Below are 12,233 nucleotides of genomic sequence, written 5' to 3' on the forward strand. Positions count from 1 at the left end.
CAGCTTCTTTTAACTGTTAAGAAAGAGAGTGTCAGCGTGGACTTGGAATTACCTTCGGCTCAATTAGGTCATGATCCACGCAGCCAGCACGACGATCCGTTACTCGACGGGCTGCTGACACTCTGTGCCCTGCATCACAAACCGGCGAGCCGGGCCATGCTGACCACCGGTCTGCCATTGCCCGACCAACGCCTGAGCCCGGATTTGCTGCCTCGCGCCGCAGCCCGGGCAGGTTTGCAGGGGCGTTTGCTGCAACGCAAACTCACCCAGATTCCCGAGATCGCATTGCCCGCCTTGCTGCTGCTGAAGGAAGGGCGCTCTGCCGTTCTGCTCGGTTGGGAGGGCGAGTCTGCCCGCCTGCTGATCAGCGAAAGCAACGGCGGCGAAGTGCTGATCGAAACCGAAGCGCTGGCGCAGGATTACAGCGGTCGGGTGTTTTTCGCACAGCCGCAACATAAATTTGACGTCACCCAGGGCTCGCTCATCCCGCGCGCTCGTTCCTGGTTCAAGGACACCCTCAAGCTGTCTCGCTGGCTTTACGTCGACGCGATCGCTGCCAGCTTCGTGATCAACCTGATCGCGCTGGCTACCCCTCTTTTTGTCATGAACGTCTACGACCGCGTCGTGCCCAACCAGGCCACCGCAACATTGTGGGTGCTGGCGACCGGTATCTGTGGCGCGTTCCTGTTTGATCTTTTGCTTAAGGGCCTGCGCAGTCTGTGCCTGGACCTGGCCGGCAAGAAAACCGACCTGATCATTTCCGCCACGCTGTTCGAACGTATCGTCGGCATGGCGATGAAGTTTCGCCCGGCCCGGGTCGGCAGCTACGCCCAGAACATCCATGAGTTTCAGGGCATGCGTGACTTCCTCACGTCGCTGACCCTGACCAGCCTCATTGACCTGCCGTTCACGCTGATCATCCTGTTGGTGATCGCGCTGCTGGGCGGGCATCTGGTGTGGATTCCGATCATTGCCTTCCCGCTGGCGCTGGGCATCGGCCACTTCCTGCAAAAGCCGCTGACCTCCACCCTTGAACGCACCATGGCGCTGGGGGCCGAGCGTCAGTCGAGCCTGATCGAAACCCTTGCCGGCCTCGATGCGGTGAAGGTCAACAACGCCGAAAGCGAGCGTCAGTACCAGTGGGAACACACCATCGGCACGCTCAGCCGCCTGGAATTGCGCGTCAAAGTGCTTTCCGGTCTCGCCATGAACATCACCCTGCTGATCCAGCAACTGGCGGGCGTGGCGATGATCTGTTTCGGCGTCTACATGATCATGGACGGCGTCCTCAGCATGGGCGGCCTGGTGGCGTGCTACATGCTCAGCGGTCGCGCTCTGGGCCCCTTGGCGCAACTGTCCGGCCTGCTGACCCGTTATCAGCAAGCGAAAGTGACCATGGTCTCGGTCGATCAGATGATGGAGCTGCCCCAGGAACGCAATTTCGACGAGCGTCCGCTCAGCCGTCAGGTCCTGCAGGGCGCCATGGAATTCCGCAATCTGGAGTTCACGTATCCGAACCAGCAGAACCTGGCTCTGCGCAACATCAATCTGGTGATCCGCCCGGGCGAGAAGGTCGGGATCATTGGCCGCAGCGGTTCGGGGAAAAGCTCCCTGGCCAAACTGCTGGTGGGTCTGTATCAGCCAGACGAAGGCTCGCTGCTGGTGGATGGCGTCGACATTCGTCAGATCGACGTCAGCGAAGTGCGCCACAACATCGGCTACGTGGCCCAGGACATTCAACTGTTATCAGGCACGCTGCGGGACAATCTGATTTCCGGCGCGCGTTACGTGGACGACGAGATGGTGCTGCAGGCCGCTGAACTGGCCGGCGTGCATGAATTCGCCAGCCTGCATCCCCAGGGCTATGAGTTGCAGGTGGGCGAGCGCGGGCAGAACCTGTCCGGTGGTCAACGGCAGAACGTTGCGCTGGCGCGGGCCTTGTTGCTCGATCCGCCGATCCTGTTGCTCGACGAACCCACCAGCGCCATGGACAACACCGGCGAAGAACGTTTGAAGCAGCGCCTGCATGGCGTTATCGAGAAAAAGACCGTGATTCTTGTGACACACCGAGCTTCGTTGCTCAGCCTGGTTGATCGCCTGGTGGTCATCGACCGCGGCCAGATCGTGGCCGACGGCCCGAAAGCCGCCGTTATGGAAGCGTTGAAGAAGGGGCAGATCAGTGTTGCTTAAGTCAGGTCAAAACTCCGGTGGCGGCATTTTCGGCTATTTCAAAGGCTCGCCTTCTCTCGAAGGCCAGGCGCTGCCGGAAGTCAAAAAGGCTTTGGTGGACGACGCCCCGCGCATCGTGCGCCTGACCATCTGGGCCGTGATCCTGTTCTTCGTTTTCTTGCTGGTGTGGGCTAACTACGCCGTGATCGATGAAGTGACGAAGGGCGAGGGCAAGGCCATTCCGTCGACCAAGATCCAGAAAATCCAGAACCTGGAAGGCGGCATCGTCGCGCAGATCTATGCCCACGACGGCCAGATTGTCGACGCCGGCGCCCCGCTGATTCGTCTCGACGACACGCGCTTTGCGTCCAACGTGGGTGAGACTGAAGCTGATCGTCTGGCGATGCAGTTGCGCGTCGAGCGCCTGAGCGCCGAGGTTGACGATCGGCCACTGAACATCAGCGCCGAAGCGCGCAAGTTGGTGCCGAATCAGGCGTCCAATGAAGAATCGCTGTACAAGAGCCGCCGTCAGCAGTTGGTCGATGAGGTCGGTGGTTTGCAGCAGCAACTGATTCAACGCCAGCAGGAATTGCGCGAATTTGCTTCCAAGCAGGAGCAGTACCGCAGCAGCCTGGCCCTGTTGCGCCAGGAGATCGGCATGTCCGAGCCGTTGGTGTCTCAGGGCGCGGTGTCGCCGGTGGACATCCTTCGTCTGAAACGCTCCGAGGTGGAAACCCGTGGTCAGCTGGACGGCACCACGCTGGCGATCCCTCGCGCACAGGCGGCGATTGCCGAAGTGCAGCGCAAGATCGATGAAACCCGTGGCAAATTCCGCAGCGACGCGTTGACTCAACTGAATGAAGCGCGCACCAACCTTTCCAAAGCGCAGTCGACGGCCAAGGGCCTTGAAGACCGCGTGAACCGCACAATGGTGACATCGCCGGTGCGCGGCGTGGTCAAGCAGATGCTGGTCAACACTGTTGGCGGTGTTATTCAGCCGGGCAGCGACATCGCCGAAGTCGTGCCGCTGGATGACACGCTGTTGGTAGAAGCGCGCATTCGCCCGCAAGACATTGCCTTCCTGCACCCGGGGCAGGAGGCGATGATCAAGTTCACCGCGTATGACTACACGATTTATGGCGGGCTGAAAGGCAAGCTGGAACAGATCGGTGCTGACACCATTCAGGACGAAGAGAAGAAGAACACTTTCTACGTGATCAAGCTGCGCACCGACCGCAGCCACCTCGGCACCGATGAGCACCCGCTGCTGATCATCCCTGGCATGGTCGCCTCGGTGGACATCATCACCGGCAAGAAAACCATCCTGAGCTACATGCTCAAACCCGTCCTCAAAGCCCGCGCCGAGGCATTGCACGAGCGTTGATGGTAGATGGTAGATGGTAGTGGTTGATGGCTGTGGGACTGGCCTCTCCCCTTGTAGGACCGGCTTCAGCCGGGAAAGCGTCGGGTGTCACACCGCAGATGTGTGGTATTCACACTGGCCCCGCTCGTTGTAGGACCGGCTTCAGCCGGGAAAGCGTCAGGCGTGACACCGCAGATGTGTGGTATTCACACTGGCCTCTTCCCGGCTAAAGCCGGTCCTACAATAAATCTTCCGCAACCATCACCTTCCGCGTTTGCTATCGATCCTCACCAATCGCCCGCCTTCGAACCGCAAATACTGGTACATCCCGTTGCTCGGGCCGTAGATCCATTCCTGGACTTGCACCTGATCCACCTGGCGGTAGTGATTGACGGTTTCCTTGTAGCCGATGATGTCCTGGCTGACCGGCTGGCCGCATTTCTGCTGCACTTCAAACATCCGGTCGCCCACGCTGATCAGCTGGCTGCCACAGCGCAATGTGTCTGCCTGGGCAATGCCAAGCAGCGCCGTCATACCGAGAATCACCGCCATCCTCGTTATCGCATTCTTCAAAATCATTACTCGCTGTCGAGGTGCAGGGGGCTGATGACGCGGCCGTCTTTTTCCGGCTTGCCAAGGGTGGTGTCGATGAAATACACCCGCTCGTCTGCCAGTTGGCCCTTGTCGACCAGGTAGTCCTTGATGCTTCCGGCCCGCGCCTGGCCCAGCTGACGCAGCAGCAGCGCGCTCGAACTCCAGGATTTGAGCACCGCCTCGCGCAGCTTGTTCTGACGCTCTTCCTTGCCCAGATTCACCCACTCGGCCGGCGGCTGCTGTTTCAGGCGCGTGCGATAAATACCGTCAAGCATCGGCGCCTTCTCATCCGCAGGTACCGTCAGATCACTCGGCTGCGCAGGCACCTTGTCGCCGCGGCGCTGGAGAATCTTGTAGTACGTGCTCTGGTATTCACGCTCCAGTCGTTGCTGGGCAATCAACGGGCCGTCGCTGGCTTCAGCGCTGGTGCCTTCAATCTCAAGACGCAACGCTGGCCGGGCTTTTAAGGCTGCCGCCAGCTTGTCCAGCGAAGCCATCGCCTCAGGGCTCAGCTCCTCAGCCCCTGGCGCGAAGGACACCGTGCCCAGGTCCTCCGATCCGCCACCGCCGCTGATCAATCCACCGATGAATTTGAACGGCGCCGCCGCTGCCTTCACCACCAGATTGCGCAGGGTCTGCCAGACGATCGGCATCACGCTGAACTGCGGATTGTTGAGATCGCCCGTTACCGGCAACTCGATGGAAATCTTGCCATCGGTATCCTTGAGCAGGGCAATCGCCAGTTTCAGCGGCAGATTCACCGCGTCCGGGCTGTCCACCTTCTCACCCAATTGCAACTGCTCGACCACCACCTTGTTCTCAGCCTTGAGCTGGCCCTTGGTAATCAGGTAGTGGAGATCCAGATTCAGACGCCCCTTGCGAATGCGATAACCGGCGAATTTGCCGGAGTAGGGCGTCAACGTGGTCAGCTCCACGCGCTTGAAGCTGGTCGCGATGTCCAGACTCGCCATCGGGTTGAACGGGTTCAGCGCGCCCTTGATGGTCACCGGCGCATAGCGATCAACCTTACCGTTGATATTCACCGTCGCGGGTTTGTCCTGGCGGTTATCCAGCGTGCCGATTTTGCCGCTGAGTTGCTGAACGGCCGTGGCGAAGTTCGGCGTCAGGCTGAAGTCGGCGAAGTTGGCCGAGCCGTTGGTGATGTTCACCTCGCCAATGCGAATGCCCATCGGCTTTTCGCTGCTGGCGGCGGCTTTTGTTTTCGGCGCGGCAGGCGCCTTGTCTGCAGGCTGCGGAATCAGCAGGTCGTCAATGTTGGTCGAGCGATCGTCAGCGATCACGAAGCGCGCATACGGCTGGTCGACATTAATCGAAGCGATGGTCAGGCTATCGCCCAGCTGGAAATTCAGCCCGTCGACGTTCAACCGCTGCCACTTCACGAAGTCCCGCGACTTGAGGGTGTCGAGGGTGTGCAACTGGTCGACCTGCGCCTTGCCGGTAATGCCAAGCGCCAACGGCTCGGTGCTTTTCAGGTCCACGGCCAGATCGCTGTTGAGCATGCCGCTGCGCACTTCCAGGCGAATGAATGGCGTGACGTAGGACTGCGCCACTCGCAGGTCGATGTCGCGCGTAGTGACATTGAGATTGGCGCGAACCGGCGCAAGATTCACCTCGCCCTCGGCGGTCAGCTTGCCTTGCTTGCCCACACCAGTGTCGAGCTTGAGCTTGAAGGGTGACTTGTTGAGGCTGTCGAAGCCGGTCAGGTCCAGGTTCAGCGGGCCGACATCAATCGCCACAGGCTCTTTCGGGACCTTGTCGGCGAGATGAATCCGGTAGTCGCGCAGCTGCGTATCCCGCAGCAACACCTGCCACGGTTTGCTCGGCGTCGCTGGTTTTGCGCTGGCGGTGGTTTCAGCGCCGGTGGCGGTCGCGGGCTGCTGTTTTTCAGCCTCGACTTTCTTGGCTTGTGCTTTGGACGGCTGGCTGGCGAACAGCTTCTGCCAGTCCAGCTCGCCGTCCGACTCCCGCGTCGCCCAGGTTTCCAGGCCTTCGCTGCGAATCTTGCCGACGGACACCAACTGCTTGGCCAGATCGATTGACGTGTCGCTCACGCTCAGTTTTTTCAGGCGCGCCAGCGGTCTGCCGTCCGGGGCATCGATGGCGAAGGGCGCAACACTCAGGGATGTCTTGTCCAGCAGCAGCTCGGTTTCCTTCGCCAGACTGAGTGTGTAATGGGTGTTGAAATTGAGGACGCCGTCTTTGAGGACCAGCGGCAGCGCGTCGCGCACGTAGGGCCACCAGACTTCCATCTTGCCGTCGGTGACTTTTAGCGTGCCTTCGGACGAGAGGGGCACAAGGCTGATACGCCCGACCCAATCGATTTGACCGCCGTTAGGCCCCGCGGCGACGAGGGTCATGTCGGCGTTGTCTTCCGGCAGGGTGCTGAGGTTTTTCAGCTCGAAATTCAGCGCGTCGTAGAGAAACTCGATGGGCTCGCTGGGGCGCATGTCCTGGAAATGCACGTAGCCGTCGGCCAGCTTGATCTCGCCGATGCGCAGCGGGAACGGTTTGCTCGGGGGGGCGTCAGGTTTAACAGGTTCGCTGGCCGGCAGCTTGAACAGCCCGGCCAGATTGAGCGTGCCGTCTTTGGCGAACAGCAACTCGGTCTTGGGTTTATCGAGCTCGACGGCCTTGAGGTGCAGGGCCTTTGTCCACAGGCTGTCGATTTGCAGGTTGGCGTAAAGCCGCGCGAAACCGATTTGCTCCTTGCCCGGCGCCCCGATGTTCAGGCCCCAGAGAGTGACTTCCAGGCTGTAGGGATTGAGTTCGAGACGGTCCAGCCTGGCCGGCACCGTGGCGTAATTCGCCAGCTGTTGATTGATGATTCGCAATGCCACGCCGGGCAGGATCAGAAACCCCAGCACGCTGTAAATGGCGAAGACGGCCAGCAGGGCGCCGATGGCGCGTTTCAATCCTTTGGGCATGTAGGTCGCCGACTCTCTCGATGGGAGGTCCTTGGAGTATGGCACGCCAATCTGGTTCCGAATCCGGTCGCTTCAATCCTTGTGGGAAATTTCCTTAGACCCGATCACGCATCACAGCTGCAAGATCAATGTCTTGAGCGGGGGCTGTTGGTCCTGTGACGGAAAGTCGGCGCCCGGGGTCAGCACCTGGCAGTCGCGCACGGGCCGGCCGATTTTGCTGGCGCAACGCAGCACCTGCTCGCGCCAATCGTCCAGGCTGACCTTCGCCAGATTGTTGCAGCAGATCAGCACGCCGTCTTCGGCGGTGGTCAGCAGCGCGGGTTTCAGCAGGCTCTGGTAATCGCGCAGCAGATCCACCGTGCCGAATGCGCTCTTGGCCCAGGCCGGCGGATCCAGCAGGACCAGATCATATTGGCGTTGCTCGAGGCGCACGTAACTCGGCAGCTTGTGGCCGCGACGGGAAGCGATGGGCAGTCCGGCCAGTTGGCGAATGGCCGGGAAGTAATCGGACTGGACAAATTGCATGGCCGGTAGCTGCGGATTGAGCAGGCCGTTCTCTCGACCGACCGCCAGATTGCCCTCGGCGAAATCCAGGTTGCACACCTCGCGCGCGCCACCCGCCGCTGCGCTCAGGCCGACGCCGCAGGTGTAGGCGAACAGATTGAGCACGCTCTTGCCGGCGGCATGTTGCTTGACCCAGCCGCGGGCGTTGCGCAGGTCGAGAAACAGCAGTGGATCCTGCCCGGCATGACGACCGCGCACCCGGTAATTCAGGCCCCACTCATGGCCGACCAGATCAGCCAGCGCCGCGTCGTCGGCTTTATAGATCGGGTCAGTCCGGTCGACCCGCGAGTTGCCTTGGGAGCGGTCGTTATAAACCAGCATCAGTTCCAGGCCCAGCCGCCCATTGACGGTAGCCTGCAGCGCGAGCAGCGATTCGATATCCAGGCTGTTGTGGAAACTCTGCACCAGCAATTGCGGGCCGTAACGATCGACGGTCAGCCCGCTCGCGCCTTCCTGACTGCCGTGGAACAGGCGATAACAATCGGTGCCTTGGGCGTGCAGTTCCGCCAGCAGGGATTGACGATTATCGAGGGCGACGCTGAGCGCCTGATTCAACGAGGACATGCTCGGCCTTGGGGCAGGAATGAGGGCGTGCGAGTTTATCAGCAAGGCCAATGCCGGTGTTGCCGCCTGTTCGCCAGCAAGCTTCTACGGACTTTCGCACTGCCCTCGCCGCAAACCACTGTAGGAGTGAGCTTGCTCGCGATAGCGGCATGTCAGACGACATCCTCTTCGCAGACATAACGCCATCGCGAGCAAGCTCACTCCTACAGAAACTGAGGTGAATCAGTTCAACCTTTGGGTCTCAGATATGACGCATGTGCGAGCAAGCTCACTCCTACAAGGGGCGTCATCCCCGGTTCCTGAACCTTCCCTGAAGACATCCGCATTAACCCCCACACCCTCCATGCTGGCGATTTACTCTCATACAACCCGGGCGTATGCTTCGCCCGTTTTCAACCAATGCGGAGACCCACAGTGGGTACTTGTTCGAGTGACAGACGTCAGCCGGTGATAACGACCGGCCAATCCTCGGCACGATAACGCGCAGTCTTTTCACTGCCGCTATCTCGCCGACAACGTGAGAAGCGGCGGTGGCCCGCGGACTCTGCTCAGAGCCCGCTTCCCTGTCCTTTCCCTGACGCCCAATCCTGCGTGATGACCGACGCGTCTGTCGTTCGTCTGCGCATCGGACGCGCGTGGCTTTTGCTGCGCGGGCCAGCCTGCGGTGCCTGCTCATGAACGAGCGCGGCGCCTGAGGCGTGCCGTACCCGCTCAAGGTTCCTGTGCTTTCAGCTCCAGCAGCCTTCAGTCCAGGGGACACAACCATGAAGTACATCCTCCTGAAAGAATTCCTCGCAGACTTCGTCCGCACCCGCAAACTCGGCCGGCACTTCCGTCGGCTGGCGACGCTCGACAGCGTGACCGACGCCACCGTCAGCCGCGAAGTGCCGCCCACCCTCGCGCAGACCCTGACCCGCGGCGCCAGCAGCGATGTGCCTGAATTGCTCGCACGCCTGAGCAGCCACGCCGACGGTCTCACCGAAACCGAAGCGCACGAACTGCGCGAGCAACACGGCCTCAACGAAGTCGAGCACGAACAGCCGCTGCCATGGTGGGTGCATTTGTGGCACTGCTATCGAAATCCGTTCAACCTGCTGCTGACCCTGCTGGCGTTCATCTCGTGGCTGACCGAAGACATGAAAGCCGCCACGGTGATTTTCTCCATGGTCGTGCTCTCCACGCTGCTGCGTTTCTGGCAGGAGGCGCGTTCCAATCAGGCCGCCGACGCGCTCAAGGCAATGGTCAGCAACACCGCGACCGTCATGCGCCGCGCCGACAGCTCGTTCGACGCTGCCGATACCGCAAAGCAAAAACGCATCGAGCTGCCGATCAAGCAACTGGTACCGGGCGACCTCATCGTGCTGTCTGCCGGCGACATGATCCCTGCGGACTGCCGCGTGCTCAGCGCCAAGGACCTGTTCGTCAGCCAGGCCGCGATGACTGGCGAATCCATGCCGGTGGAGAAATTCGCGCGGCGTCAGGGCGTCGATACGGGCAACCCGCTGGACCTGGAAAACATTCTGTTCATGGGCACCAACGTGGTGTCCGGCGCGGCGACGGGTATCATCCTGGCCACCGGTAACCACACCTATTTCGGCGCGCTGGCGCAACGGGTCAGCGCCACCGATCGTGCGCCGACCTCGTTTCAGGCCGGGGTCAATAAAGTCAGCTGGCTGCTGATCCGCTTCATGTTCGTGATGGCGCCGCTGGTGTTGTTCATCAATGGCTTCACCAAGGGCGACTGGATGGAAGCGTTGCTTTTCGCGCTGTCCATCGCGGTCGGCCTGACCCCGGAAATGCTGCCGATGATCGTCACTTCGACGCTGGCCAAGGGCGCGGTGTTTCTGTCGCGAAAAAAAGTCATCGTCAAACGTCTCGACGCCATCCAGAACTTCGGCGCCATGGACGTGCTGTGCACCGACAAGACCGGCACGCTGACCCAGGACAAGATTTTTCTCGCACGCCATGTCGACGTATGGGGCGATGAGTCCGACGACGTTCTGGAAATGGCCTACCTCAACAGTTACTACCAGACCGGCCTGAAAAACCTGCTGGACGTCGCGGTGCTGGAGCACGTCGAGATTCACCGCGAGCTGCAAGTCGGCACCGCGTTCAGCAAGGTCGATGAGGTCCCGTTCGACTTCAATCGCCGGCGCATGTCGGTGGTGGTGCAACAGCAGCACGAGCCGCATCTGCTGATCTGCAAAGGCGCGCTGGAAGAAGTGCTCAGCGTGTGCAACCGCGTGCGTCATGGCGATGCCGAAGAAGCGCTGACGCCTGAGCTGCTCGAGCGCATTCTAAGCGTCACCGCCGCGTTCAACGAAGAAGGTCTGCGTGTGGTGGCGGTGGCGGCGCGTCCTATGGAGGCAGGCCGCGACACCTACGGCCTGGCTGACGAGAGCGACCTGACCCTGATCGGTTATGTGGCGTTTCTCGATCCGCCGAAGGAAAGCACGGCGCCGGCGCTTAAAGCGTTGGCCGAGCATGGCGTGGCGGTGAAAGTGCTGACCGGCGACAACGAACGCGTCACCGCGAAGATCTGCCGCGAAGTCGGGCTGGAGCGTCAGGGCCTGCTGATGGGGGGTGATATCGAGCGGATGAGCGATGCCGAACTGGCGGTCGCGGTCGAGACCACCAACGTGTTCGCCAAGCTGACGCCTTCCCACAAGGAGCGCATCGTGCGGCTGCTCAAGGCCAACGGGCACGTGGTGGGTTTCATGGGCGACGGCATCAACGACGCGCCTGCGCTGCGCACCGCCGACATCGGTGTTTCCGTGGACACCGCGGTGGACATCGCCAAGGAAGCCGCCGACATCATTCTGCTGGAGAAGAGCCTGATGGTGCTGGAGGAGGGGGTGCTGGAAGGGCGCCGGACCTTCGCCAACATGCTCAAGTACATCAAAATGACGGCCAGTTCCAACTTCGGCAACGTGTTCTCGGTGCTGGTCGCCAGTGCGTTCATTCCGTTTCTGCCAATGCTGCCCATGCACCTGCTGGTGCAGAACCTGCTGTACGACATTTCCCAGATCGCCATCCCGTTCGATAACGTCGATGAGGAACTGCTGAAAAAACCCCAGCGCTGGCAGCCTGCGGACGTAGGACGCTTCATGCTGTTTTTCGGGCCGATCAGCTCGATCTTCGACATCACCACGTTCGCGGTCATGTGGTACGTGTTCGGCGCCAACACGCCTGAGCATCAGACCCTGTTTCAGTCGGGCTGGTTTGTCGTGGGCCTGCTGACGCAAACGTTGATCGTGCACATGATCCGCACACCGAAAATCCCGTTCCTGCAAAGCCGTGCGGCGATGCCGTTGATGGTGATGACCGGTGTCATCATGGCCGTGGGCATCTTCCTGCCGATGGGCCCGCTGGCGCACTACTTCAAACTGCAAGCGCTGCCACCGCTGTACTTCGCCATCCTGCCGCTGATCCTGATCGCCTACGTGGCGCTGACCCAGGCGGTGAAGGGGTTCTACGTACGCAAGTTTGGCTGGCAGTGATTTGCATGTGATGCCGGTCCCACTGACTGACCGCGTGTATGCAGCGGGAGACTGGCGTCGACCCCCACGGTAGGACCGGCTTCAGCCGGGAAGGCGTCATTCGCTGCACCGCAACAGTGAGGGTGTCCGCACCGGCCTCTTCCCGGCTGAAGCCGGTCCTACTGACTGAGCGCGTTCTCTTAGTGGGGCTGGCTTTAGCCGGGAAGGCGTCAGGCGTCACACCGCAAAACTGCGGGCGTTCACACCGGCCTCTTCCCGGCTGAAGCCGGTCCTACTGACCGAGCGCGTGCTTTTTCTGGGACTGGCTTTAGCCGGGAATGCGTCAGTCGTCACACCGCAAAACTGCGGGTATTCACACCGGCCTCTTCCCGGCTGAAGCCGGTCCTACTGACCGAGCGCGTGCTTTTTGTGGGACCGGCTTTAGCCGGGAATGCGTCAGTCGTCACACCGCAAAATTGCAGTGGTCTAATTTCCCCGGACACCTCGATAAGTGGAAAATACATTTATCGAGGAGTTCTACATGACCAGAAAACG

Annotated in this window: 6 protein-coding genes; 3 read left to right on the forward strand and 3 right to left on the reverse strand. The window is 60.8% G+C overall.

Features of this window, described 5'->3' with window-relative positions; translation table 11 throughout:
- Positions 1-36 precede the first annotated feature (36 nt).
- Together IFT99_RS16650 and IFT99_RS16655 are read left to right on the forward strand one after the other, a co-directional pair.
- On the forward strand, positions 37-2,190 hold the full coding sequence (locus IFT99_RS16650; RefSeq protein ID WP_192133623.1) for a type I secretion system permease/ATPase: 2,154 nt from the start codon (positions 37-39) through the stop codon (positions 2,188-2,190).
- The gene (locus IFT99_RS16655) at positions 2,180-3,553 is read left to right on the forward strand and encodes an HlyD family type I secretion periplasmic adaptor subunit (RefSeq protein WP_192133626.1); all 1,374 of its coding nucleotides are present in this window, start codon (positions 2,180-2,182) and stop codon (positions 3,551-3,553) included. The genes IFT99_RS16650 and IFT99_RS16655 overlap by 11 nt, the downstream gene beginning before the upstream one ends.
- A gap of 240 nt (positions 3,554-3,793) precedes the next feature.
- On the opposite strand, the gene IFT99_RS16660 is transcribed toward IFT99_RS16655, so the two are convergent.
- The 3 genes from IFT99_RS16660 to IFT99_RS16670 all read right to left on the reverse strand — a co-directional run bounded on the left by IFT99_RS16660 (position 3,794) and on the right by IFT99_RS16670 (position 8,199).
- The gene (locus tag IFT99_RS16660; protein WP_244160338.1) at positions 3,794-4,084 is read right to left on the reverse strand and encodes a DUF2845 domain-containing protein; all 291 of its coding nucleotides are present in this window, start codon (positions 4,082-4,084) and stop codon (positions 3,794-3,796) included.
- Between the two features lie 26 nt (positions 4,085-4,110).
- Positions 4,111-7,071: a DUF748 domain-containing protein gene (locus IFT99_RS16665; protein WP_192133628.1), complete on the reverse strand. Its 2,961-nt coding sequence runs from the start codon at positions 7,069-7,071 to the stop codon at positions 4,111-4,113.
- 111 nt (positions 7,072-7,182) lie between these two features.
- Positions 7,183-8,199 carry a class I SAM-dependent rRNA methyltransferase gene (locus tag IFT99_RS16670; RefSeq protein WP_192133630.1) on the reverse strand — a complete coding sequence of 339 codons (1,017 nt, stop codon included), beginning with the start codon at positions 8,197-8,199 and terminating at the stop codon, positions 7,183-7,185.
- A gap of 764 nt (positions 8,200-8,963) precedes the next feature.
- Between IFT99_RS16670 and mgtA the strand changes: the two genes are divergently transcribed.
- Entirely contained in the window at positions 8,964-11,699 is a 2,736-nt protein-coding gene (mgtA, locus tag IFT99_RS16675) for a magnesium-translocating P-type ATPase (protein WP_192133632.1), read from the forward strand.
- Positions 11,700-12,233: the final 534 nt, after the last annotated feature.

It is taken from the genome of Pseudomonas sp. CFBP 8772 (assembly GCF_014841665.1).
GTDB classification, from domain to species: Bacteria; Pseudomonadota; Gammaproteobacteria; order Pseudomonadales; family Pseudomonadaceae; genus Aquipseudomonas; species Aquipseudomonas graminis_B.

What these genes read in the sequence shown, in the direction of transcription:
- IFT99_RS16660 (WP_244160338.1), bottom strand. Translation starts at nt 4,084, where the DNA reads ATGGCGGTGATTCTCGGTATGACGGCGCTGCTTGGCATTGCCCAGGCA.
- mgtA (WP_192133632.1), top strand. Translation starts at nt 8,964, where the DNA reads ATGAAGTACATCCTCCTGAAAGAATTCCTCGCAGACTTCGTCCGCACC.
- IFT99_RS16670 (WP_192133630.1), bottom strand. Translation starts at nt 8,199, where the DNA reads ATGTCCTCGTTGAATCAGGCGCTCAGCGTCGCCCTCGATAATCGTCAA.
- IFT99_RS16665 (WP_192133628.1), bottom strand. Translation starts at nt 7,071, where the DNA reads ATGCCCAAAGGATTGAAACGCGCCATCGGCGCCCTGCTGGCCGTCTTC.